Annotated in this window: 29 protein-coding genes and 1 other RNA gene; 7 read left to right on the forward strand and 23 right to left on the reverse strand. The window is 48.9% G+C overall.

All coding sequences use genetic code 11. The annotated features are described in order from the left end of the window. Positions 1-12 precede the first annotated feature (12 nt). Together EKM70_RS05240 and rpsD are read left to right on the forward strand one after the other, a co-directional pair. On the forward strand, positions 13-483 hold the full coding sequence (locus EKM70_RS05240) for a GAF domain-containing protein (RefSeq protein WP_125545917.1): 471 nt from the start codon (positions 13-15) through the stop codon (positions 481-483). A gap of 198 nt (positions 484-681) precedes the next feature. Then, positions 682-1,287, forward strand: coding sequence for a 30S ribosomal protein S4 (gene rpsD / locus EKM70_RS05245; protein ID WP_057878082.1), 606 nt, complete (start codon positions 682-684; stop codon positions 1,285-1,287). Between the two features lie 170 nt (positions 1,288-1,457). On the opposite strand, the gene EKM70_RS05250 is transcribed toward rpsD, so the two are convergent. From EKM70_RS05250 to EKM70_RS05260, 3 genes are read right to left on the reverse strand one after another with little or no spacing between them, the layout of a single operon-like run. Continuing rightward, positions 1,458-1,805, reverse strand: coding sequence for a hypothetical protein (locus EKM70_RS05250; protein ID WP_125545919.1), 348 nt, complete (start codon positions 1,803-1,805; stop codon positions 1,458-1,460). A gap of 31 nt (positions 1,806-1,836) precedes the next feature. Continuing rightward, entirely contained in the window at positions 1,837-2,883 is a 1,047-nt protein-coding gene (locus tag EKM70_RS05255) for an AI-2E family transporter (RefSeq protein WP_125545921.1), read from the reverse strand. 26 nt (positions 2,884-2,909) lie between these two features. After that, on the reverse strand, positions 2,910-3,509 hold the full coding sequence (locus tag EKM70_RS05260; protein WP_125545923.1) for a DUF1054 family protein: 600 nt from the start codon (positions 3,507-3,509) through the stop codon (positions 2,910-2,912). A 75-nt stretch (positions 3,510-3,584) separates the two neighbouring features. Here EKM70_RS05260 and EKM70_RS05265 point away from each other — a divergent pair, with 75 nt between their 5' ends. The 5 genes from EKM70_RS05265 to EKM70_RS05285 all read left to right on the forward strand — a co-directional run bounded on the left by EKM70_RS05265 (position 3,585) and on the right by EKM70_RS05285 (position 6,503). Further along, complete coding sequence (locus EKM70_RS05265) at positions 3,585-4,049, forward strand: YueI family protein (protein ID WP_125545925.1); 465 nt, start codon at positions 3,585-3,587, stop codon at positions 4,047-4,049. A gap of 43 nt (positions 4,050-4,092) precedes the next feature. After that, positions 4,093-5,343: a replication-associated recombination protein A gene (locus EKM70_RS05270; protein ID WP_125545990.1), complete on the forward strand. Its 1,251-nt coding sequence runs from the start codon at positions 4,093-4,095 to the stop codon at positions 5,341-5,343. A gap of 37 nt (positions 5,344-5,380) precedes the next feature. Further along, positions 5,381-5,571, forward strand: a non-coding RNA gene (gene ssrS / locus EKM70_RS05275) — 6S RNA. A 68-nt stretch (positions 5,572-5,639) separates the two neighbouring features. Next, complete coding sequence (locus EKM70_RS05280; protein ID WP_125545927.1) at positions 5,640-5,927, forward strand: hypothetical protein; 288 nt, start codon at positions 5,640-5,642, stop codon at positions 5,925-5,927. Positions 5,928-6,023: 96 nt separating this feature from the next. Next, the gene (locus tag EKM70_RS05285; RefSeq protein WP_057878616.1) at positions 6,024-6,503 is read left to right on the forward strand and encodes a universal stress protein; all 480 of its coding nucleotides are present in this window, start codon (positions 6,024-6,026) and stop codon (positions 6,501-6,503) included. A gap of 62 nt (positions 6,504-6,565) precedes the next feature. Here EKM70_RS05285 and EKM70_RS05290 read toward each other — a convergent pair whose 3' ends face one another. The 20 genes from EKM70_RS05290 to atpB form a co-directional block, all read right to left on the reverse strand. Continuing rightward, on the reverse strand, positions 6,566-7,426 hold the full coding sequence (locus EKM70_RS05290; protein ID WP_125545929.1) for a helix-turn-helix domain-containing protein: 861 nt from the start codon (positions 7,424-7,426) through the stop codon (positions 6,566-6,568). Positions 7,427-7,779: 353 nt separating this feature from the next. Next, a complete protein-coding gene (locus EKM70_RS05295; RefSeq protein WP_125545931.1) occupies positions 7,780-9,384 on the reverse strand; it encodes a glycerophosphodiester phosphodiesterase in 1,605 nt (534 codons plus the stop codon). A 46-nt stretch (positions 9,385-9,430) separates the two neighbouring features. Then, entirely contained in the window at positions 9,431-10,576 is a 1,146-nt protein-coding gene (locus EKM70_RS05300) for a D-alanine--D-alanine ligase family protein (protein ID WP_125545933.1), read from the reverse strand. A 79-nt stretch (positions 10,577-10,655) separates the two neighbouring features. Beyond that, the gene (locus EKM70_RS05305) at positions 10,656-11,627 is read right to left on the reverse strand and encodes a DUF2785 domain-containing protein (protein ID WP_125545935.1); all 972 of its coding nucleotides are present in this window, start codon (positions 11,625-11,627) and stop codon (positions 10,656-10,658) included. Positions 11,628-11,651: 24 nt separating this feature from the next. Next, positions 11,652-12,503: an SPFH domain-containing protein gene (locus EKM70_RS05310; protein WP_125545937.1), complete on the reverse strand. Its 852-nt coding sequence runs from the start codon at positions 12,501-12,503 to the stop codon at positions 11,652-11,654. A 153-nt stretch (positions 12,504-12,656) separates the two neighbouring features. After that, positions 12,657-12,959 (reverse strand): glycine cleavage system protein H, encoded by a 303-nt coding sequence (locus EKM70_RS05315; protein WP_125545938.1) that lies wholly within the window; start codon positions 12,957-12,959, stop codon positions 12,657-12,659. A 15-nt stretch (positions 12,960-12,974) separates the two neighbouring features. Further along, on the reverse strand, positions 12,975-14,180 hold the full coding sequence (locus tag EKM70_RS05320) for an FtsW/RodA/SpoVE family cell cycle protein (protein WP_125545940.1): 1,206 nt from the start codon (positions 14,178-14,180) through the stop codon (positions 12,975-12,977). Between the two features lie 95 nt (positions 14,181-14,275). Further along, positions 14,276-14,500: a DUF2969 domain-containing protein gene (locus tag EKM70_RS05325; protein ID WP_125545942.1), complete on the reverse strand. Its 225-nt coding sequence runs from the start codon at positions 14,498-14,500 to the stop codon at positions 14,276-14,278. Between the two features lie 12 nt (positions 14,501-14,512). Further along, on the reverse strand, positions 14,513-14,806 hold the full coding sequence (gene yidD / locus EKM70_RS05330) for a membrane protein insertion efficiency factor YidD (RefSeq protein WP_125545944.1): 294 nt from the start codon (positions 14,804-14,806) through the stop codon (positions 14,513-14,515). 18 nt (positions 14,807-14,824) lie between these two features. Beyond that, a complete protein-coding gene (mreB, locus tag EKM70_RS05335; RefSeq protein ID WP_125545946.1) occupies positions 14,825-15,832 on the reverse strand; it encodes a rod shape-determining protein in 1,008 nt (335 codons plus the stop codon). Between the two features lie 121 nt (positions 15,833-15,953). Next, a complete protein-coding gene (murA, locus tag EKM70_RS05340) occupies positions 15,954-17,261 on the reverse strand; it encodes a UDP-N-acetylglucosamine 1-carboxyvinyltransferase (protein WP_125545948.1) in 1,308 nt (435 codons plus the stop codon). 38 nt (positions 17,262-17,299) lie between these two features. Beyond that, the gene (locus EKM70_RS05345) at positions 17,300-17,527 is read right to left on the reverse strand and encodes a DUF1146 family protein (protein WP_125545950.1); all 228 of its coding nucleotides are present in this window, start codon (positions 17,525-17,527) and stop codon (positions 17,300-17,302) included. Between the two features lie 412 nt (positions 17,528-17,939). Next, the gene (locus tag EKM70_RS05350) at positions 17,940-18,356 is read right to left on the reverse strand and encodes a F0F1 ATP synthase subunit epsilon (RefSeq protein WP_125545952.1); all 417 of its coding nucleotides are present in this window, start codon (positions 18,354-18,356) and stop codon (positions 17,940-17,942) included. A gap of 13 nt (positions 18,357-18,369) precedes the next feature. After that, entirely contained in the window at positions 18,370-19,785 is a 1,416-nt protein-coding gene (gene atpD, locus EKM70_RS05355) for a F0F1 ATP synthase subunit beta (protein WP_125545954.1), read from the reverse strand. Between the two features lie 22 nt (positions 19,786-19,807). Then, positions 19,808-20,707 (reverse strand): F0F1 ATP synthase subunit gamma, encoded by a 900-nt coding sequence (locus tag EKM70_RS05360; protein WP_057878631.1) that lies wholly within the window; start codon positions 20,705-20,707, stop codon positions 19,808-19,810. A 30-nt stretch (positions 20,708-20,737) separates the two neighbouring features. Next, on the reverse strand, positions 20,738-22,285 hold the full coding sequence (atpA, locus tag EKM70_RS05365) for a F0F1 ATP synthase subunit alpha (protein WP_125545956.1): 1,548 nt from the start codon (positions 22,283-22,285) through the stop codon (positions 20,738-20,740). A gap of 28 nt (positions 22,286-22,313) precedes the next feature. Next, complete coding sequence (gene atpH / locus EKM70_RS05370) at positions 22,314-22,856, reverse strand: ATP synthase F1 subunit delta (RefSeq protein ID WP_125545958.1); 543 nt, start codon at positions 22,854-22,856, stop codon at positions 22,314-22,316. Beyond that, positions 22,846-23,361 carry a F0F1 ATP synthase subunit B gene (gene atpF / locus EKM70_RS05375; protein ID WP_057878634.1) on the reverse strand — a complete coding sequence of 172 codons (516 nt, stop codon included), beginning with the start codon at positions 23,359-23,361 and terminating at the stop codon, positions 22,846-22,848. The genes atpH and atpF overlap by 11 nt, the downstream gene beginning before the upstream one ends. A 55-nt stretch (positions 23,362-23,416) precedes the next feature. Beyond that, the gene (atpE, locus tag EKM70_RS05380; protein WP_057878635.1) at positions 23,417-23,629 is read right to left on the reverse strand and encodes a F0F1 ATP synthase subunit C; all 213 of its coding nucleotides are present in this window, start codon (positions 23,627-23,629) and stop codon (positions 23,417-23,419) included. 40 nt (positions 23,630-23,669) lie between these two features. Beyond that, positions 23,670-24,383, reverse strand: coding sequence for a F0F1 ATP synthase subunit A (gene atpB / locus EKM70_RS05385; protein WP_125545960.1), 714 nt, complete (start codon positions 24,381-24,383; stop codon positions 23,670-23,672). Positions 24,384-24,473 lie beyond the last annotated feature (90 nt).

A 24,473-nucleotide genomic window follows, 5' to 3' on the forward strand; every position in this document is an offset into this window, starting at 1 on the left:
GGAGGCCTTTTCATGAGTGACCAAATTAATCCCTTACTTACCGAGCAACTCGATGCACTTCTATATGAAGAAACGAATCTTGTGGCGAACCTTGCCAACGCCTCCGCTCTCTTGAAACAAACGTTGACCGACATCAACTGGGCTGGCTTCTACCTTTACCAACCGGCCAGCGATGACCTCATCCTTGGTCCCTTCCAAGGCAACGTGGCTTGTGTCCACATTGAGAATGGTCATGGGGTCTGTGGCACTGCCCTAGCCACACAGGAAACACAGTTGGTCCCTGACGTCCACGCCTTTGCCGGTCACATTGCCTGTGACTCCGCCAGCAACTCCGAGATTGTCGTTCCACTTACCTTAGCCGATGGCACCAAGTTAGGTGTCCTCGACATTGACTCCCCCATCAAGGGGCATTTCACGACCAACGATCAGGCGGTTCTCGAGGAATTCGCCCGGGTTTTGCTGAAACACATTGACAAAGCCTAGTTAACCTGGGTATAATGGCGTTTGTGTAAAATAATGCAGCGATAAGTGGTAAGCTCGTCAACAGATTGTTGCCGTTACATTGGTTCAGGAAGTAACCTGCGGCTGCATACGGTGAAACCTGCAAAGCAATCTGCACGAATACTAAACTTATATACAGCTTATTTTACTCCAAATAATATTTTATTGGAGGAACTATCTATGTCTCGTTACACTGGCCCAAGCTGGCGTATTTCCCGTCGTTTAGGGGTATCCCTTTCCGGCACTGGTAAAGAATTAAACCGTCGTCCTTACGCACCTGGTGATCATGGTCAAGGTCGTCGTCAAAAGTTATCTGAATACGGTACGCAATTGCGTGAAAAGCAAAAGCTCCGGTTCACTTACGGCATGACTGAACGTCAATTCTACAACTTGTTCAAGCGTGCCGGCAAGATCGCTGAAGGTACCCATGGTACTAACTTCATGATCTTACTCGAACGTCGTCTCGACAACATGGTTTACCGTTTAGGTTTGGCTACTACTCGTCGCCAAGCTCGTCAATTGGTTAACCATGGTCACATCACTGTTGACGGCAAGCGTCTGGACATCCCTTCATACGAAGTTGAAGTTGGTCAAGTGATCAGCGTTCGTGAAAAGTCCAAGGACTTAGCTGTTATCAAGGGTGCTGTGGAAGCCGTTGTTGGCCGTCCACAATACGTTCAATTCGACGCTGACAAGCTGGAAGGTTCCCTTACCCGTTTGCCACAACGTGAAGAATTAGATGCAGAACTCGACGATGCTCTTATCGTTGAATACTACAACCGGTAAGACGCAGTTCTTATTTCGGTTCACAGAAAGACTTGTCCTTGTGGCAAGTCTTTTTTGTTATGTGCCGAATTGTCAAACTAAGTATGAAATAAATAACAAAAGCAGTCGCATCCCCCACTCCAAGTGGCTTGCGACTGCTTTTGTTATATCTAAAATTATTGCCTTCCCAACTACTTCTTCTGCGTAGCAGGCTTAGCCACATACCGATTAAGGATATGAAATCCCGAAACCTTATCAACCGTCAGCACGTGAACATCCGACCTGTCGTTGGAGAAACGCGCACTGACTTGGTAGTATTGCGACTTGGGACTCCCGGCGTAATCTTTAACCGCCGACTTCGACACCTTCCAAGGTCCTGATAATAAAGCCGCGATAGGATGCCCCTGTTGAAGGATGCTCAGGCGAACCGCATTACTCGGGACAAATGGCGTGAAGGTACCAACTAAGGCCAAGACAATGAGACCTCCCCACAGCCACTTCGACTGTTTGGTAAACCAGCCTTGTTTCTTTTCTTTCATCACGCCGCTTCCTTTCAAGAATGTTTTCTATTTATGAGTTTACGTCCGCGTCTTCCGACGTCACGCGATGTGGCTTCAACTGAACATCGAAAACATCCAGGAAGAAGGCCATCAAGGGAACACCTACCAGTAATCCCCAAGTTCCCAGGACCTGTTCACTGACAATTAAGGTGATAAAAGTTACAAAGATTGGCAAGTTAGTCGCGTTAGCCATTAACCGGGGATGGAGGAAGTAGGATTCAAACATATGAATCAAAATGACCAGCACCAGCACCGCAATCACGCGGATTAATCCGCCCGTCACGAAGGCCACAATCGTTAAGGGAATCAATGAGATCAACACCCCAGCTACAGGAATTAGTCCTAGGAAGAAGACCATAATCCCTAGAATTAACAAGCTAGTCATGCCAAGGGCCCACAGGCCCAAGACCATCAAAACCGTATTAATCGTGCAAATCAGTAACTGGGTTTCGATGACCGTCCCGAAGATGTGGACAAACTTCATAATCAGCTGGCCCATGGGGACAAACAAGCCAGCAAACCGGCTCCGAGTGAAGGCGTGGACAAACGTCTGGAGCTGAACCTTGGTCAGATTGAAAATAAAACTGAAGAAGAACGCCAAAAGAATCGTTTCTACGCCAGAACTCAGTCGGGAAAGTTGCCCAATCCCACTGGTCAATAAGGTCTTGCCATTACTAATAACCGACGCATTTTGCGAGAGATTCTTAACCATCTTGGTCAGCTGGCTCTGAAGTTGGGGGTAAGTATCGATTAATTTATCAATCGTGTGCGGGAGGTTCGATGCCTCTGACACCAGCGGCGGAATAATTCGTGAAAAGGCCGCTACTAGAATCCCCAGAAACAGGATATAGGCCAATAAGGTCGCCCACAGGTGATGCAGATGTAAATGTCGTTCAATTCCCACAATGGCGGCGTTTCCCAGGTAAATAAAAATCACCGTAAATAAGGCTAACGACAGAAACGAACGGACCTGCCAGGCAATAAAGATTAATAAGACTAAGGCGATGTAAGTCATCGTCAACGGATTTTGCCAGGTCCGTTTGAGAAATGCAATCACAAGAACTCCTCCTCTAATTTATCACGTTAAATTCGAATCAATTGGTCATACACCGGCAACAATGCCGTCACAATCTCTCTAATTGTGGCTGCCTGCGCCGCCGGTGTCAACGTAAAGAAGGCATCCCCGCGATGGAACTGCCGGCCAACCTGCCATTCGGCATGTCGATCGGTCTGGGTCGCCATTAGAGCCTGGTAAGCCTCACACGTTAAAGGCACCCCGGAATCCTTATCCGTATGGTCGTCACCACACTCGAAATCACTAGGCAAGGCCATGACGAGATCTTCCTTTAGGCTACTCAACAAGGCCTGACGATTCTTGGCCTCCTGTAACACAGCCAGCCAGATGAAGAAGCGGTCATCCCAAAAACCAATCTCCAAATGTGGCAACATCTTATAGCCTCGTTTGGACGTACTGAAAGCCACCCAGGTATCGGTTGGTGGGTTCTTGGTCCGTCGCAAATGCTTGGAAACGTGATCGTAGATTGGCATGGCTAACGTGGCAAAGACCGGTTGGAGATCTGCTACCGTTACCATAAATTTGGGATCAATCCGTTCCCTAATCTTGCCCAGCCGTCCAGGCAACGTTGGGTCCGCAAATACTCGGAAATCTTGGTCCTCGTACATCACCTAATCCCCCTTCTAAACGTTCATTAAATTCCATGTTATACTAATAGAACTAACTTGAAAAGAGGGATCCTCATGGCTGAGAAGAATCAAATGGAACAACATCTACAGAATTCAGTCTATGGCACACCGCTAGTTCACCCCGATGAACAACGCCATTACCTGGGGACATTTCGCGAACGTGTCTCCCTCGCCATGACGATTGCCGAGGTTACCAACGCCCAGAATGTTCGAGCCTTCACGCGTGAAATCAATGCCCATCCGGACCTGCAGGTAATCTTTAACGGCCACATCGACCAGAGTGACCTAGCCCCTTATCTCAAGGCCACCGGTCAACACAACTTAAAATTTACGATTCGCCAAGATGACTTCTACGGCCATCAGGCCACGGATCTGGGACTCGTCGTCGCTAGTGACCACGCGATCGACCAGAATCCCATTAGCTTAACGGCTAAATATCCCACAACTCCGGCCAAGACTCAGGCCACACCGCCAGCTAAACAACCTGGTTGGTTAGCCCGCCTCTTCGGTCACCACTAAAGAAAGGAACTTCACTTTGGCACAACATCCATTAGCCTATCGTATGCGGCCTCAACGACTCGAAGACATCGTGGGCCAACAAGACTTGGTGGGACCTGGCAAGATTATCGCCCGCATGGTCGCAGCCAAGCTCCTGTCGTCCATGATTCTCTATGGCCCGCCAGGAACTGGGAAGACCAGCATTGCCAGTGCGATCGCTGGATCCACCAAATATGCCTTCCGCAAATTGAATGCCGCGACGGACTCCAAAAAAGATCTTCAGGTGGTCGCGGCCGAAGCCAAGATGAGCGGGACGGTAATCCTGTTACTCGATGAAATTCACCGATTAGACAAAACCAAGCAAGACTTCTTATTGCCCCACCTGGAGAGCGGCCGCATCATTCTCATCGGGGCCACCACTGAAAATCCTTACATCAACATCAACCCCGCCATTCGGAGTCGAACCCAGATCTTCGAGGTTCATCCCCTCTCCTTAGCTGACATTAAGGTGGCTTTGAATCGGGCCATTACCGACAAGGAACGTGGACTCGGTGAGCTACCCCTGCAGGTTGCCACCGATGCCCTAGACTTCATTGCCGGGGCTACCAATGGGGATCTCCGCAGTGCCTTAAATGGCCTGGAGCTGGCCGCCCAATCTACCCCACCAGCCGAGGACGGTAAGATTCACGTGACCCGCGAGGTTGCGGAAACCTGCCTGCAACGAAGGGCTCTGGTGGGTGACAAGAACGGGGATGCGCATTACGATGTCATCTCTGCCTTTCAGAAGTCCATCAGAGGGAGTGACACCGATGCCGCCCTCCACTATCTGGCCCAACTGGTGGCGGCTGGTGATCTTCCGTCGATCTGTCGACGGCTGATGGTCATTGCCTACGAGGATATCGGCCTCGCTAACTTGCCTGCCGCAGGACGTACCGTACAAGCCGTACAAGCGGCCCAACAGTTGGGCCTACCCGAGGGGCGAATTCCTCTCGCAGACGCCGTCATCGAGCTCTGTCTGTCTCCTAAGTCCAACTCGGGGATTGCCGCTATCGACGACGCCCTGGAAGACGTCATGGGTGGCCACAACGGCGCCGTGCCTGAACACCTCAAGGACGCACATTACAGCGGCGCCAAGAAACTGGGACACGGCAATGGTTACCAGTTTCCTCACGACTTTCCCAACGACTGGGTCAAGCAACAGTACCTGCCGGACAGCCTCAAGTCAGCGCAGTATTACCACCCTAAAATGAACGGTCGTTTTGAAAGTCAGTTGGCTGAACAATATCAACGACTCCGGCAGGCAAATCGGCAGTGATAAATTGAACTTTACCCTATAATATGCTAATATCAAGGTGGTTCTAAGGTGTACGCGTTGTCTCACTACAAGTTGCCGAACAAGTAATTTATATATGGGAATGTTCTATGGTGGAGAAGATGGCAGGCCTTTTCACTTGGAAGTCAGACACTCCAACAGACATTCCCCCCTGCATTGTCATCGCGGGTCAACATGACTGGACAATTAACGGCACCACTTAGATCAACCAAAGCTCAGCTTTGAGGACCATTCCATTGAATGGTCCTTTTCTTTTCAAATTTAAGGAGGAACTCCCCGTGCTTATAACTATTCTAATGATCTGCTACACCGTGTTAGCCCTCGGTATCGGTTGGGGGGCTTATAGCCACCGTAACCGACCATTTCTGGTCTTTCATCCCGAAGAAAACGCGGCCCTCAGTACCATCTTGAAGGTTGGTGGCATTCTACTCCTGCTGGTCGGTATTCTATCAGCAATTGCCACCGCTCTGAACAACACGATCCTTATCATCATTGCCCTCTTAGCGGGCATTATCCTCATTTTGGCCCTCCAAATTTTAATGGTTCGGTGGTTGCCCAAGGCGTAACCGGTTTCATTTTATCCAAGAATTTCTGCCATTTTGCTTTTTATTTGCTCATAAATAACGTATGATAAGAGTATAAAGTAATGAGAGGTGAACAATATGTTACAACAATATAAGCACATTTTAGTACCAGTCGACGGTTCCTACGAAGCAGAATTAGCTTTCAAGAAAGCGGTCGCTGTGGCTAAGCGTAACGATGCTGATTTACATCTCGTTCACGTTGTTGATACGCGGGCTTTCCAAAACATTTCCAGCTTCGATACCAGCATGGTTGAACAAGTCACGGAAACGGCGAAGAAGACACTTGATAAATACGTTGCCGATGCTAAGGCTGCTGGCCTAGACAACATTGACTACGCAATTGAGTATGGTGCGCCGAAGACGATCATTGCCCGTGATGTTCCCCGGGATAACGATACCGACTTGATCATGATTGGGGCAACGGGGCTAAATGCCGTTGAACGTCTCTTGATTGGTTCAGTTACCGAATATGTTACTCGGACGGCTGTCTGCGACGTTATCGTGGTTCGGACTGATTTAGACAACAAGCCCGCCAAGAAGACTCATCCAGAAAACTAAGCCTCATTAACCAGTAAAAGTCGTTGCCCCCTTTGGGACAACGACTTTTTTATATGATTAAGTTATTCGGCAATAATGGTGCTACCTACCTGAGGCGTTAGGCGTTCCTGCAAGGCAACGTTGTGCGTTACCAGAGCCAAGGTCCGGGCAATGGTCAAGCTTCGTTTGGAAGCCGTTGTGGCCAACAAGGCCTTCTCAGCCTCCCCCTTCATCTCGTACAGGACATCGATCAGATACAGTGACCCCTGGTGCTTAACGGCCCGCAAAGCGGCTTCCACGTTATCAATCACCAGTTGGGGCTGTTCCAACTTCAGGTACATCTGAGCAATCTGATAACGAGCCCAGATAAGTCGTTTGAAGTTGTCCTCATCGTGCCATTCGAAATCATCGAGGTAACCGACCGCCGCATTCAAATAAAAGCGGGCTTTGTCGAGTTCCTGTCGGTTGAGGTATGCCGTCGCCATACCGACGTTACCAACAATGGCATACAAATCCCACGGCATCCGGTAGGCCCGATGAAGCAACAGGTTGAAGTGAAAGATTGCTTCGTCCGGGCGATTACGAGCACCAAGTTCCACAAAGCCGCGGTAGTAGTGATACCGCTCGCGGTCAAAGGCATTTTGAACATTCGTCATATTAACCTTACCCAGCAGATCATCCGCAAGTGCATAGTCTTCGCGACGGATCGCCCCGGCAACATCATCGAATTGTTCATCCATCCCACTCCCGAGGCCGGATAAAACATCATTCAATGAGATGTTGAGCCGCCGGCAAATCTGTAAAATAATCTTGATGCTAGGTACTTTGTTCTTTTTTTCCATCAAACTGACCGTGGCTTGGGTACAAATCCCTTCGGCCAGCTCCTGTTGTGACAAGTTCTTCTGCTTCCGATATTGTTTAACTTTACTCCCTAATAAACGCATCTCATCTCTCCCTCACGAGTCGTAACGTTAGGTACCGTCAACATGATAAAACCGAACATTACTCAAAACGTGACTAACGACCATTCCCCGACACTTAAGTTATTGCAGCCGTTAATATTCAGCCCCTGGTAATGACTGGCCAGACTCGGCCTGTTTATCGTTAATTACAATAATAGGCGATTTATAGAGAATTACAAGCAATATGCGATATCATTAAGAAAATCTAATCTGTCTAGTCCATTCACTCATTTTTATATAAATATCGTAATAATTAATTTTAAAAAAGGCGGACAACTTGTCCGTCGTAGTTTCTATCGTACGTAAATAATCGATTAAGCTGCTGACCCGACAACCTATGTATAGCTCAAAATAAAATTCTGTAAGATTGCCCACCGTGTGGTCGCTACCGACTGGCGCGTGACCCACCGCAAACGGGACAATTCATTGGTAATCTGGCCATCGGCCCCTAACGCCCACATCCGCGTCATAGTTGCCGTGGTATCCGGCGTCCACAGGTAAGCCGCCGCCCCTTGTTGATGAGCCGCCGCAATGAACTGCTGGCTCGCCGACAGCCGTTGAAAGGAGTAAAAGTCGGCGGGAAGTGACCGCGGGTTGACCCAGTTAAACGGGAGGATTACCCCCACCTTTAACCGGGGCTGTAACCGACGCAACTGCTGAACGACACGGTAATCCAGTGAATGAACGACACTCCCATCACGCCGTAAACGCGTGCCATAAGTGGTTGCAAAATTCTGAATGGCCGCCGGCGAGTCGTGCGGGGTCGTTTTAATCTCCACCATTAGCCGTTGATGATGCGCCTCGGCAACGCGCAGGTAGGCCGGCCAACTGCTAAGCCGCGCTCGCTGGCCATTTTCATGAAGGGTCAGCTGTTGCAGCTGGCTGAGGGTCAGATCGTGAGGGGTCACCTGTCGTCTTGCTAACGCCTGCAAATTCTCGTCATGTAAGACCACCCACTGATGATCGCGGGTCTCATGCAGATCCATTTCAACGTAAGTCGGGTGGTGGGCCACCACCTGGCGTAAGGCCCCAACCGTGTTTTGCACACCCCGGCCGTGGTCCACACCGCGGTGACTAATCAGCGTGGTCGATCCCCAGGTGGGTTGTGGGTCAACCGTCTGCATCGTTACCAGCCCCATCAATATCAGGCTAACAACTGATAGCCCCAGCGCCCAGGATTGACCCTGAGCCTGGCGTCTGCTATCCGGTTGGTGAGGTTGCCCACACCAGGCCCAGACCAGCGTAGTCAGCCCTAGAATCGTCATGAGACAGAAGCCGAACAGGACCACGAAGACGGCCATGGTCAACGCCATTCGGCCAGTCATCACGTGGAGGAGGGCCACAAACCCTTCACTTCCGACGAACCAGAGGACCACGAGGCTACCCCAAACACTCAAGGCTGCGCCAATCTGACGCGGTGAACCGCCGTGGTTACCCGTATCTCGTCGAAACCACCAACGAGAACCCCACAACCAACAGATTCCGGCCAGCAGGAGATAGAGTCCCCCTACTACCAGCAACACCGGTCGACGATTGAGCGTGACGAAATTAATCAGGGGCGCCGGTAGAACCAGCCGGGCCCAGAAGCGGCTGCCTAAGCCCCACAAGCCAAATGGCAACGCCACCCCCACTGATACCAAGAGGCTTAGTAACCATGCCCATTTTCGCTGCCAAATTCGGTGCCAGGTTGCTATCCAAGTTATCGTTTTACCAAAGCTAGCAGCTGCCAGCCGCGTGAGTTGCCAGACTAAGGTCAATCCCAGGACAATGACGCTCACACTTAGAGCCACCGACCAGCCCGGCCGATTGCTCAGCCAGCGCACCCCTAATAAGCAACTGATCAGTGCCCCCACCCCGCTAAAAGCTGGGGTTGCGTGAGACTCAGTCGCCACATTCGATTCAACTGGTGTCGATACCGTCGCACAAGAAAATCCTCCCATAAAAAAATCGGCAAGTCACGTTACCGTGGCCCACCGATGTTTAAAATTACTTTGATTTAGGCTTGTAGGTCGATGCCGCTGACGCGTTGTCCAACGGAATAAAGTCATAAGCCAATTCGTCTTGATAATCAAATTCATCAAGAGCCAACTGAATCAATCGGTCAATCAGGTCAGCATAGCTGATCCCGGAAGCCTGCCACAGCTGTGGATAAAGGCTAATGTTCGTGAACCCTGGTAAGGTGTTGACTTCACCAACATATGGCACGCCATCCTTTGAAACCAGGTAGTCGATCCGCGCCATGCCCTTTAAGCCCAGAGCCGCATACGTCCGCAGGCCCATCGTCGTGATTTCAGTGGTCAGATCGGCTGGTAGATCGACTGGCACTTCAAAGGTCACGCCACTGGCATCCACGAACTTGTTGTTGTAATCATAAAAGACATCGGATTCTGGGACCCGAATGGCACCCAGACGGGAAGCTTGTGGCTTCTCGTTACCCAAAATGGAAATCTCAACTTCTTCCGGACCAGCAATGGTTTCTTCAACCAATACCTTAAAGTCGTAACGGAAAGCATCGGCAATGCCTTCATTGTATTCCGTTGCATTCGTTGCCTTGTGAATCCCCACGGATGATCCTTGGTTAGCAGGCTTAATGAAGACATTAGACCCCAGCTTAGCCTTGATCGTTTCGTAGTCGTTCTCGTTACGGTTGTCCGGCGTAATCACCACATACTTGGTGTTCCGGATACCGTGCGTCGTCAACACTTGCTTCGTTAAGTCCTTATCAAAAGACGTCGCTGATGCTAAGACGCCACTCCCCACGAAAGGCTTTTTCAAAAGTCGGAAAAGCCCTTGGATCGTACCGTCTTCACCCAAGTTACCATGAATAATTGGGAAGAAAACATCAATGTCCTTTGCCTGAGATAAATTCCAAATGGGTGCCAAGGGGTTGGAAGAATCTACTTTGGTGAGTTCTTCTGCAGCGACCGTTGCCTCGTCCTCGCCATCAAATACGCGCCGTGAAGCAGCGTCGCTCAGAACAAAACCGCTACGCGTCAGCAGAAACAGGCTAACGTCATAATGGGACTTGTCCATCGCATCGTAAATGTTGTGGGCCGAACGCTTGGAAACGTCATGCTCCGAAGAATTTCCACCGAATAGTAGACCTACGTGTAACTTTGTTTTCTTCTCCATCTTGTTTGTCACTCATCCTATCGTATAGATTTCGGTTAGCCTTCAGTATACCATTTCTCAAAAAAAATGCGTATATTTTTTAGCCTAAAAAATCGATAGTTGAATTTAAATATTTTTTAATAGCAGGCGATAGTCCCGCCTTCAACCGCAAGGCGTCTAAGAGACGTTTCCGATTGAAGAACTGGTTCCAGCCAGCCAAATTATCTGGCCGTCGTCGCTTGGCCACTTCTTGCCGCCACCGCTTCAATGAGTCCAGAAAGGCCGTCTCATACAGGCTGTGACGATTCGTCAGTTCCACCAGGTAAGCCGCCATCCGGTCGTTCTCTCCATAAATCAGTGGCGTCGTCACCCGCTTAAGCCGTTCCATGTAGGTCACCAGCAAAAAGAGCTTGTCCGCTCGCGTCAGCTGGTCACTAGCCGCCAACACGGCCAGTAGGTCCACCATAGCGGCGTAAGCGTGAGCCCACCCCTGTTGATTGACGAAGCCGCGAGTGTCCGTCTCGACACTGATATAAGTGGCGACCTGAATCACCAACCGATGCCAGTTCAGATCTAATGGTGTCGTCTGTTCATTTACAAAGTGCAGAACCACGGCCAGTAACGACGCCGCACTGGCCCGGCCAAAGACCGCGACGTTCATGGGTTCCAGTACGTGGTTAAAGAGCACCTGGTCACTGCTAAGCGTTGAAATTAGCCGCCGCATCCCCTGCTCACCAATGGCATCCTGCTGCAAGGCGTCATACAGGGTAAAGTTCACCCCATTGTATCGAATCTTAGGATCGAGCGATGCCAGATGGCGTAAGAGAAACTGCAAATTGGCCGGTGTCAGGGCTAACTTTTTCTGATGAGTAAGCTGGTCATTGAGTTGGTCCAGGAGTTCCTGAATGCCATCCGCATCGTCCGGTAATGTAACGGTCGTTCGCCGACGCCGGTGAATACCATCCATAACCATCCCAATTCGATGACCCAGGGACTGATATACCTGTCCCGCCTTCAATTCCGCATTGAGGTCCGCCAGTTGTTTCTGTAGCGTCCCAATCTGTTCATCCATCAAATAAGCCTCCTGAGTATCCGACTAAGACTCAATCTTTCCGGTATTGAGCACCGGTTGTGAGCCCCGTTCGTTAATAATTGAAACCATCATGTTATTAATTAATTGAATCTTTTGATTGTCCGTTAACTGCAAATCTGTCTCGTTGGCGAGCTTGCTAATCGCACCCTCCGTGATCGAGACGGCCCCCTCGACGATAATCTTCCGAGCCGATAGAATGGCCTGTGACTGTTGCCGTTGCAGCATGGCTGAGGCAATCTCCGTCGCGTAGGCTAAATGTGTCAACCGAGTTTCAATGATTTCTACCCCGGCAACGTCGAGCCGTTCTTGGAGTTCCTGAGTCAGCCGGTTCGAGACTTCGGTGGGATTACTCCGCAAGGTCAAGGCCTCACCGTCACCGAAGTTATCGTAGGCATATTCCGAAGCCACGTGACGCACAGCCGACTCCGTTTGAATTTCCACGAATTGTTCATAATCTTCAACGGAGAAGAGCGCCTTGCTGGTATCCACAACCTTAAAGACAATCACTGCGGCAATTTCGACGGGGTTCCCTTGAAGGTCGTTGACCTTGAGAATCGCGCTGTTAAAGTTACGAACTCGCAAGGACACCGTGGCCTTATTGGTCAGTGGAATTGTCAGGAACAGTCCCGACTCACGAATCGTTCCAATATACTGACCAAAGAACGTCAGCACCTTGGATTGGTTGGGACTGATGATCGTCAGACTGCTGGCAGCTAGAACTGCCACAATCAGAAGGACCGTTCCCGTCACCAGCATCCCCGCCATGACAATCAACCAGCCAGCGAAGGCAATCAACGCCAAGACTAACAGTAGTCCGAGATACCCGTTCATGTGAACGACATTCTTTTCTTTCATTTGGACTCACTCCATTTCCCATTTGGTCGGTCTAGCCAGGCGGCGCACACCGCCCCCCTAAACGTCAACTATCCTTATTATACCCGACTGACTAGGAAACCACTAAAAAACCGGCCCTTTGCCAGCAAAGAGTCGGTCACCTTAATAATTAGTTTAAGCTTCTTGCACATCGACGAACCACGCTGCGACCGTATCGGACCCGTTCAGGGCGTCAAAATCCGCCTCTAATGCGGGGTTAACCGCCGTAACAGTGCCAGTGATGGGGCTCGGAATGTCAGAAACGGCTTTATCCGCTTCAACACTCAATAAATTCTCACCATTAGCGACGTGGTCGCCAACAGCGGGTAACTTGGCAAAACTGATCGTGCCTAATTCGGATTGACCCTCGCTGGTCAGCCCAATTCGCGTACCATCAGCCACCTTTTTCGTCCAAAAATACTGTACCATTTCAGCCATACTAACCGCTCCTTTTTATTCGAAAGACTCGTTTCGACTAAACATGTAACTCTTATAATGATACCGCATCGACATGATTAAGCCAATCCCAATGAGGTTCCCGATCAACGCGGACCCCCCTTGACTCACGAAAGGCAAGGGAATCCCAGTCAGTGGTAATAGACCAATACTCATCCCCACGTTTTCGAACACGTGGAAGAGAATCATCATGATAACCCCAGTTGAGATGTAGGCATAAAACACATTCTTAGTATCGAACGTGACCCGAATCATTTGGTAGATCAACAGGAAGTACAGGAAAATCAAGACACACCCACCGATGAAGCCAAAGTTTTCTCCCACAACGGAAAAAATCATATCGGATTCGCGAACGGGAACGTAGACGTGTGAAACGTTAAAGCCCGTCCCAAAGATTCCACCAGACCCGATCGCCTTCATACTCTGCCAGAGTTGATAACCCTGATTGGAGGTGTCTGCCGACGGATGCAACCACGTGTCAACCCGGGAGAATTGGTAGGCCTGAAAGCCCACTTTCTCAAGGATCTTGCGTCCACCGTCCGTCGTAACCAGGGCGAGAACACTCCCACCGACGACGGCAATGATGGAGAAAGCCGGTGCGATAATCTTCCAGGTAATCCCGGAAACCAACAGAACCCCACCAACGATGGCAAAGAACACCAGCATCGTCCCAAAGTCATTTTGTAATTTCAAGAGAGCGGCCACCGGCAAGGTCCAAAGGATTAGCTTCCCAATCAATTGCCAGTCGGTGCGCATCGTGTGAATCGGATTGATATTGTTATGCTCCGTCACCACTCGTGCCAGCATCAAAATGAAGGCTGGCTTCATAACTTCCGAAGGTTGGAAGGTCAAAGGCCCAATCGCAAACCAACTCTTAGCACCGGTGTTGTCGAAGTACGTCCGACTGTAAAAGACCAGCACTGCCATCAACAGGAAGATCCCTAACCCATAGAGCACGGGGGCCACCTTCCAAAGCTGTTCGGAATCAAACTGCATGATAATAATAATTGCCACGGTCCCAATGACGTACCACACCAATTGGGAAACCACCGCAGAAGTAATGCTAGTCGACCCGCTATCGTGGGTCGCCGCTACATAGATAGAGGCGAGTCCGATCAACGCCAACATGAGGATACAAAAGATAATCCCCCAGTCGATACGCGACTCGGTCTCGGTCCGCTGTTCTGTCGCATTCTTTGCCACTATGATTGCTCCTTAATTCAAACTAAGATTTGTCTTTATTATAAAGGCCGGAGTGGACGAACACGTCGCACTCCGGCCAACTTTACGAAAATTTATTATCCCCGGTGTAAGTGGTAATCGCGTAGCAACAGCTCGACGCCTTCGTCGACCGTCTTCACGCGATAAACATCACCGTCATTTAACTGGGCCGAGAACCGGTCGTCGTCAGGTGTGACGGTTCCGATCGTCTCTGAACCAATTTTCAAAACGGACATCGTCTGCCCGTCTGGTAATTTTTGTTCATCAATGGTCACTTGCACTGCTTTTTCTCGTTTACTCATGCCAACTCTCCTTTATTTAGTGGGCGGCAGCTGATCCAGATGCATCGCCGCTCGGTATTCTGCTTCCGCTTTCGTGTTACGACGGAGGCTAAAGTGGTCCGGCACGGGATCAATCCCGCCCCGCACGAATGGATGGCACCGTAGGATCCGAGCCATCCCCATGAGGCCGCCCTTAAGCGCCCCATGCTTTGCTAACGCCTGCAACATGTAAGTCGAACAAGTCGGATAGTACCGACAGGTCGGTGGAAATAGCGGCGAAATGAATCGCTGGTAACCACGTACTAAAGTCGTCAATAGCCAACGCATCACGCCACCTCCTGTTTGCTAGTCGTTGTTTTGTTTGGCTGTCTTGGTATCCATGTGTTCCAGCAGGACACCAGCACCCTTAGCCACGTTGTCCAAGGGATCCTCGGAAATGATGACGGGAACCGTCAAACGTTCTGAGAAGAGCTTGTCAATACCATCTAACAAGGCACCCCCACCAGTCAGCATGATCCCGCGGTCAATGATGTCCGCAGCCAATTCAGGTGGAATGGTCTCCAACACAGACATGGCAGCCGCCACAATTTGGTCAACGGAGTCGTGAATGGCAATCTCGACTTCCGCAGCCGTAATCGTGGTTTCCGTTGGCATCCCACTGACAGAATCCCGGCCTCGAACGGCCATCGTCTTTTGTTCATTTTCAGGTTCTGGGTAAGCCGTCCCGATCTTAATCTTGATCGTTTCCGCAGTCCGTTCCCCGATAATCAAATTGTGTTCATGCTTCATGTAGTTCACAATTTCGGTGTTCATCCGGTCACCAGCGACCCGAATTGAGCGACTCGCCACGATGTCCCCTAAGGACAGGATGGCAATGTCACTGGTTCCCCCACCCATGTCGATAACCATGTTACCACTAGGCTTGAAGATATCCATCCCAGCACCTAATGCGGCGACTTTAGGTTCGGCTTCCAAGTAAACCTTCGCCCCACCGGACTTCTCGGCCGCCTGAATGATGGCCTTCCGTTCAATCTCGGTAATGTTGGTTGGCGCACAAATCATAATGTTTGGTTTGGACAAGAACCCCTTAACACTAAGCTTATTAATGAAGTAGGAGAGCATGGCTTCAGTGATGTCGAAATCGGAAATGACCCCATCCTTCAAGGGACGGATTGCCCGAATATTCCCTGGAGTCCGACCCACCATGCGGTAAGCCTCTGAACCCACTGCCAGGACCTTATCCGTCTTCGTGTCAATTGCTACGACGGATGGTTCATTTAATACGATACCCTTGCCGACCACGTAAATTAAAACGTTCGCAGTCCCCAGATCAATTCCAATATCTTTCGCCATACTTATGTGCCCTCCTGATTTTAAATGCCAATTTTCAACATATCATTATAACATACTCTCATTAAACTCTAAATGATTTCTCGATCAAACAAAAAGGTGGCCTTATGCCACCCCTCGTTGTCTAGTTATTTACGTGTGAATTTTTTAACACCACAGTGTCATTATCAGCGACCGTGACGCGCTCAACTTGTGCGCCCAATGCCGTTAATTTCTTGTGGAAATCATAGTAGCCACGATCTAAGTATTTCAGATTGGTAACCTGAGTGTACCCGTCCGCAACCAAACCGGCTAAGACTAGTGCCGCAGCGGCTCGCAGGTCGGTAGCGGCGACTTCAGCCCCGTTAAAGTCAGTTGGCCCGTGCATCACAACAGTTCGGCCATTCACTTGGTACTGAGCGTTCATGCGTCGTAATTCTTCCAGATGCATGAAGCGGTTCTCAAAGACGGTTTCGGTCATGGTGCTCGTGCCAGCAGCGGCCAACTGTAAAATGGTCATCTGTGGCTGCATATCAGTTGGGAACCCAGGGTAAGGCAGGGTCTTCACGTCCGTTGGTTGTAACTGTTCTGGACCAATGACCCGAATACCTTCTGGCTCTTCCGTAACCGTGGCACCCATCTCTTGTAACTTAGAGATCAGTGGCTTGTTGTGTTCAACGATACCGTCCTTGATCAAGACGTTCCCGTGAGTCAGAGCAGCGCCGACCATAAAGGTTCCGGCTTCGATCCGGTCCTGAACCACATTGTGTTCAGTCCCGTGCATCTTCTCTACCCCGTCGATTCGGAGCGTTTCCGTTCCGGCACCGCGGACGTGTGCCCCCATCTTGTTTAAGACGTTGGCCAGGTCCACAATTTCAGGTTCGCGGGCAACGTTGTCGATCACCGTCGTTCCTTGAGCTAAACAAGCGGCCATCATAATGTTCTGAGTGGCCCCAACACTAGGGAAGTCTAAGTAAATGTGGCTCCCGACTAAACGATCAGCGAAGGCTTCAATATAGCCATCGTGTTGCTCGATCCGGGCACCCAAGGCTTCTAAGCCCTTCAAGTGTAAGTCAATTGGGCGTGTCCCGATGGCACAACCACCAGGTAAGGCAACCCGAGCATGACCCAACCGCGCTAAAAGCGGACCCATCACAACGATTGAGGCACGCATCTTGGAAACGTATTCAAAAGGTGCTTCACTAGAGACTTGGCGTGTCGCATCAATCGTGACTTCCCGTTGTTCTTCGTTAAAATCAACGCGGAGATTCAGGAAGCGTAAGACTTTATTCATCGTATAAACATCAGATAAAACCGGAACATTTGCTAAGTGGGTGAGGCCATCTTGGCCAAGAATTGACGCCGCCAAAATTGGAAGAACCGCATTCTTAGCCCCTTCAATTTGAACCACACCAGTTAAGCGGTTCCCACCATGAACGATAATTTTTTCCATGGGATACCTCCAAAGAATTTTATGAGCCATTTGCTGCTTTAAAGTAAATAGCCCAGATTACGAACATTATTAATGAAGTCTAGGAAGAATGAGCTGCAGCCAAAGCCAATGGCCACCGCCAGCATCACGATAAGCACTCGTGACTGACGCGGGTAAAACGTCATTAACCGTTCAATGTGTAACGCTGATATTGCCCAAAACGCGAGGGCAATAAAGGCTAAATGGCTAATAATCGTTAATATTCCCTGTAACCCAATGAGTTTCATTCGCCCAATCCTTTCTAAACATTCTCACTCACTATATCATAATTTTTCATGGTTGTCCCCGAAATTCCTGTAAAATCGGCGTTTGTAATATTACATTTCATCCGTTTGTGACCGGTGACCGACCAAACGGTGACCTAAAAGGTTTTACGTCGTGAAACTATTTCAAAAACAGCGGTTGATCTCCGCGAATCGTCACCACTATTTTCAAGTTAAAAAGCCACCTATCGTTCGGAAATTAATTTGTTTTTTAAGCCGATCAGCCAGGAACTTTACCCCACTTTGGCCGATATGTAACGCTCATTCGACCAACTTAAAACGCCAAAGAATGAGATCGATGGCAACAAAAAAGCAACTCTCCCCTAGAGGAAAGTTGCTTCTGAGTTCTATTCAGAACTATTGTCTCGCATCGTGCTTAGTGATTGGCAACGTTAATCCGGTTAATAGCCCGGCGTAATGCCACTTCAGCCCGTGCTAAGGTATCGGGATCCTTCTCGGCCTTTGCCTTTTCAATCGCCTTTTTAGCCCGTTCCTGAGCACTTTGCGCCCGACTGACATCAATGTCAGCCTGACGTTCGGCACTGTCGGCAACAATCGTTGCCACGTTATTGGAGAACTCAATGAATCCACCGTTAACGGCAATCCGGTCTTGTTCACCGTCATGCTTGAAACGAACCTCATCAACTTTCAACGTCGCAAGGACGGGAACGTGATTTGGCAAGATCCCCATCGGCGCATAGGACGTGGTCACAATCAGAAAGTCACCCTTCTGTTCATAGACCCGACCATCGGGAGTCACAATGCTAACGGATAAAACTGGTTTATCAGCCAATTAGAATTCCTCCCTAGTTGTTGGCGACGGCGTCATTCATTTCCTTGGCCTTAGCCACGACGTCTTCGACGCCACCACAGTTACGGAAGGCATCTTCTGGCAACTTGTCATACTTGCCTTCCAGAATCTGCTTGAATCCATCAATGGTATCTTCCAACTTCACGTACTTCCCTGGTAAACCAGAGAATTGGGAAGCCACAGTAAATGGTTGTGACAGGAAGAATTGAATCCGCCGTGCACGGTTAACAATCGTTTGTTCTTCTTCAGAAAGTTCATCCATCCCTAAGATCGAGATGATATCTTGCAATTCATGGTACCGTTGCAAAACGTGTTGAACTTCGGTTGCAACGTCATAGTGTTCTTGACCGATGATTTCAGGAGCCAAGGCAGTTGACGTTGAAGCCAGTGGGTCCACGGCTGGGTAAATCCCTTGTTGCGTCAAAGAACGTTCCAAGTTAGTCGTGGCATCCAAATGGGCGAAAGTCGTGGCAGGAGCAGGGTCGGTGTAGTCATCGGCAGGCACGTAAACGGCTTGGATCGAGGTAATCGACCCATTCTTCGTTGACGTGATCCGTTCTTGCAACTGACCCATTTCAGTAGCCAACGTTGGTTGGTAACCAACGGCTGAAGGAATCCGACCTAACAGGGCAGAAACTTCAGAACCGGCTTGCGTGAACCGGAAAATGTTATCGATAAATAACAGAACGTCTTGGCCCTTAACATCACGGAAGTATTCCGCAATTGTTAAACCAGTCAAGGCAACCCGCATCCGGGCACCAGGAGGTTCGTTCATTTGACCATAAACCATGGCCGTTTGCTTCAGAACGCCGGAGCCTTTCATTTCCCAATACATATCGTTACCTTCACGAGTCCGTTCACCAACACCGGTGAAGACGGAAATCCCGTTATGGCCTTGTGCAATGTTATGGATTAATTCTTGAATTAAAACGGTTTTACCAACACCGGCACCACCGAACAACCCAATCTTCCCACCACGAACGTAAGGTTCGAGTAAGTCAATAACCTTGATCCCAGTTTCTAGGATTTCGGTCGTAGGGTTCAATTCGCTATACTTTGGTGCGTCACGGTGAATTGGCATCCGTTGGGCATCAGGCCCAAATTCGGCACCACCGTCGATTGGATCGCCCAAAACGTTAAATACTCGACCTAAGGTGTCGTCACCAACGGGAACAGAAATGGAAGACTCTGTGTTTTCAACTTCCATGCCCCGGCGAAGACCATCAGTACCGTCCATGGCAATCGTCCGCATAACCCCGTCACCCAGTTCAAGGGCAACTTCGGTTACAAGGACAGTGCCATCATCACGCTTGATGTTTAAGGCGGTGTTGATGTCGGGTAATTTATCAGTTAATGGGAATTCAACGTCGACAACTGGTCCGATAACTTGAACAACTTTACCAGTACTCATTATTCGTTAATTCCTCCCGTCATTAATTCTTTAAGGCTTCTTGACCACCAGTAATTTCGGTGATTTCAGTCGTAATCGCTGCTTGCCGAGCCCGGTTGTAATGTAATTGCAGATCCGAGATCAGGTCGTCAGCGTTGTCAGTGGCTGACTGCATCGCATTGGAACTTGATGCATGTTCAGCAGTTTTGGCATCCAAAATAGCACCATAAACCAGACTCTCAGCGTATTGTGGCAGGATAGAATCCAAGACCTCCTGCGCTGAAGGTTCTGTTTCATAATCGTTGGCAAGATTGGACGTAGGCGTCTCACTAACAGCTTCACCCGCAAGTGTTTCACGGTCCACTGGCAATGTCTTTTCACCCCGGAATGACGACGTAATGCGGTTAACGAAATGGTTATAACAAACGTAGAGTTCGTCAAAGATTTCGTTATCAAACATCGTCGTCACAGTCTTTACAATCTCCCGGACTTCGTTAAACTCAGGAACATCACTAACACCACGATATTCATAAGCCACGTTAATGCCCCGGTTCTTGTAGAAGTCTGCACCGGTACCCCCAACAGCCAGAATCATATAGTCATCTGGGTTGGGTGTCTGCTTGTCAATGAATTCATTGGCTTCGCGCAAGACACTACTGTTATAACTCCCCACCATACCGCGGTCAGAAGTTATGACTAAATAAGCCGTTTTCTTAACTGGACGGTCTGCCTGTAACTTGTTTGAGGAATTATCAAACAGTTGAGACTGAGATAAGCGCATGACCACTGACTTGATCTTTGAGACGTACTCTTGATAGCCAGCCGTATGCTTCTGAATCTTGTTCAACTTCGCAGTCGACACCATGTGCATCGCGGCAGTGATCTGTCGGGTTGCCTTGGTTGACGAAATCCGATGTTGAACGTCATGGATAGATTCAGCCATTTTTTCTCACCATCCTTCCTTCAAGCAATTCTAGTTTTCTGCTGAATCATCGTCGTCCGCTTCAGCATTATGCTTGGTCGGTTGGAAAGTCTTATCAAACTCAGCAAGTGCGTCATCCAATGCATCGCCTTCTGGTAAGTTACCAGTCTTGGTGATTTCATCTTCAAGTGCCTTGTAAGACGTGTCCATAAACGCAAACAATTCGTTTTGGTAACGTAAAACGTCACTCACTTCGAGCTTGTCAAGGTGCCGGTGGGTCAAGGCGTAAAGAATGATAACTTCCTTGGCAACAGGTACCGATTCATGCAAGCCTTGCTTTAAGACTTCCACGGTCCGAGCACCACGGTCCAAACGGGCCTTGGTAGCGGCATCCAAGTCGGAACCGAATTGTGCGAATGATTCCAGTTCCCGATAAGCGGATAAGTCCAACCGCAAGGTCCCGGCAACCTTCTTCATGGCTTTGATTTGAGCATCCCCACCAACCCGAGAAACTGAAGTCCCGGCATCAATGGCTGGCCGAATCCCTGAATAGAAGGAATCACTATTCAAGAAGATTTGCCCGTCGGTGATGGAAATAACGTTGGTTGGAATATAAGCAGAAACGTCCCCAGCCTTAGTTTCGATAACTGGTAACGCGGTCATAGACCCGCCACCTAATTCATCGTTCAACTTGGCTGCCCGTTCGAGTAAACGAGAGTGGGTGTAGAAAATATCCCCAGGGTAAGCTTCACGGCCTGGTGGCCGCCGTAAGATCAAGGAAAGTTCACGATAAGCATCGGCTTGCTTGGTTAAATCATCATAGACGATTAACACGTGCTTGCCGTTCATCATGAATTCCTCACCCATGGCTGCACCGGCATATGGTGCGATGTACAGTAATGGTGCAGGTTCAGATGGTCCGGCACTGACGACAATGGTGTAATCCATGGCGCCAAACTTTTCCAAAGTGGAAACTTGTGACCGCACAGTTGAGTCCTTTTGACCAATTGCCACATAAATACAGATCATGTTCTGACCCTTTTGATTAATGATGGTATCGATCGCAATGGAACTCTTACCAGTCTTACGGTCACCGATAATCAACTCACGTTGACCTCGGCCAATTGGAACCAAGGCATCAATGGCTTTGATCCCGGTTTGTAGGGGTTCACTAACCCCTTGCCGTTCCATAACACCTGGTGCTTTATGTTCGATTGGTCGCGTTTTATCGGTCTTGATGTCCCCTTTACCGTCGATTGCTTGACCCAATGAGTTAACAACTCGGCCAATCAATTGATCACCAACGGGAACTTCCATGATTCGGCCAGTCCGTTTAACGGTGTCGCCTTCAGTGATTCCAGTGAAATCACCCAAGATAACGATACCAACGTCACTGGCTTCGAGGTTTTGGACCATCCCATAAACCCCGTTATCAAACAGTAACAATTCACCCTGAAGGGCATTGTCTAAACCGTGGGCACGGGCAATCCCGTCACCAACGTAAGTTACTGTACCAGTCTCCTCAACTGAGAGTTCATCTGTATAGTTTTCTAATTGTTGTTTAATTAGAGCACTGATTTCCTCAGCTTTAATGCTCATGAAAGTTTCACCTCTTTCTCCATAGAATCTAAGCTAAAAGTCGTTGCCGCAACTGGTTCATGCGGGTCTGGAGACTGCCATCATAGACAATCCCGGCAGACTTAACAATGGCTCCGCCCAGAATAGAAGCGTCGACTTGGCACCGCAAAATTGCTTTCTTGGCCCCAACGCGCTTGGCAAATGTCTGGCTGAGGACGTCGGCTTGGTTTCCAGCCAACGGAACAGCAGTCGTGACATCTGCATAGACAATTTGTTGCTTTTCATCATATAAAACTTGAAATTGCTCGATAATGGCGACCATGATGTCCATACGATCATAGTCAAAGACCATTTGAATTAAATTTTGGATATAAGGTGAAGCATCGCGCTTTAAATCAGCAACCATGGCTTCTCGTTTGTCCAATTCTAAACTAGCATTCGAAAGTACCGTACTCAAACTAGGATTGTCTTCGAAGATTCGCCGAAGCTGTTGAAGATCACTGTAACCGGAGTCTAACTGGTCCTTTTCGGCCAGGAGTTCAAACAATGCTTTGGCGTAACGCTTCGCTGCAGTTGTTCGATTAAGACTCATGTGGCTTCCCCAACCCTTCGATATAAGAATCGATCAATTCTTTTTGATCACTAGCATTCAATTCACGCTGAATTAGCTTGGAAGCAATCTCAATAGATAAATCCGCCACATCGTTCCGTGCACCAACCAAAGCGGCTTCCCGTTCTTGGGCAATGTCGTCCTTGGCTTTGGCCTTCAAGGCCTGTGCATCGGCTTCGGCTTTATTGATGATCTGACCCCGTTGTTCCTGTCCATCACTCTTCGCCGTGCTGACGATTTGTTGGGCTTCAACGCGGGAACCTTTTAGGGCTTCCTGACGTTGGTCTGCTAAATCAGCAGCTTCGGCCCGTGACTTCTCGGCGTGGTCAATATCATCGGAAATTTTATCCGACCGTTGTTGCATCATCTTCGTAATGGGACCCCAAGCGAAAATCTTGACGAGCCACATTAACAGAAGGAAGGTTACAACGTAAAAGATCGAATCACCGTTGTAGAGAGTTGCATCAATCACTAAATGTGAGAGCATCTATTGACACCTCCTTCATTGTCAACTTTTGCTGAATCCAAAGTAACCTGGAACATTACTTGTTCATCAACAACAGTGAGACAACGAAGCCCAGGATTGGCATAGCTTCAACTAACCCAACACCAATGAACATCGTGGTACGGAATTGACCGGCCATTTCAGGTTGACGAACCATACTTTCAAGGGTTTTAACGATAACGATCGCGTCACCGAATGCCCCTGCTAATGCTGCTGCCATCATAGTAAAACTTGCTGCTAATGCACCCATAATTAATATTTCCTCCTTGAATTTGGAATAGGCTTACTGCCTATTCACCTTCTAATTGTCGACCAATGTATACTGAAGATAGTGTTAAGAAAACATATGCTTGAATGGAGCCCAAGAAGACTGAGAGTCCTTGCCAAGCCATTTCAATTGGTACAGCCGCGATCAACGTAGGGATACCTTTTAGTTCAGCCAGAGACCAAACCATTTCCAGTAAAACTTCACCAGAGAAGATAATCCCGAAAATACGAAGACCGAGAGTCAGAAAACTTGAGACTTGTTCAAACAAGTTCGATGCTAAGAACATTGGCGATGGCTTAACAAAGCTTGCCAAGTACCCCTTGGTTCCCCATTTTTTGAGACCAGCATAATTAGCCAAAACAACTGTCATCATTGACATCGTCAACGTTACAATTGGATCAGATGTTGGACTTCGAACAATTGCAGAACCATTGATTGCAACGTTGAAGAATAAACCAAGTTGGTTTGAAAGAAAGAGAAACAGGAATAACGTGAATCCCCAAAGTCCAAATCCACTAACTTCCTTGGCTGGAATTGACCCTTTTAAGATACCATTGGTGAAGTCAATTAACCATTCGAGAAAGTTCTGGCCTTTTGAAGGCCGCATCGAAACATGTCGAGACGTAAAGAAGATAACTGCGAATGCCAGGATGAACACCACCAAACCTGACAACACATTAGCAGTACTAAATGTTAACTTCCAAATTTGAAAGGTTGAAACTGTACCACTTCCCACCTAATATCACCTCTTTTCAAAGACATTTTCGCCTGGTCCTTTCAACCTGTAATCATTTAAGACCATTGTTGCGAATTTTTGAGCGCAAGA

Source organism: Levilactobacillus lindianensis, from assembly GCF_003946095.1.
In the GTDB taxonomy this organism is placed as follows: Bacteria; Bacillota; Bacilli; order Lactobacillales; family Lactobacillaceae; genus Levilactobacillus; species Levilactobacillus lindianensis.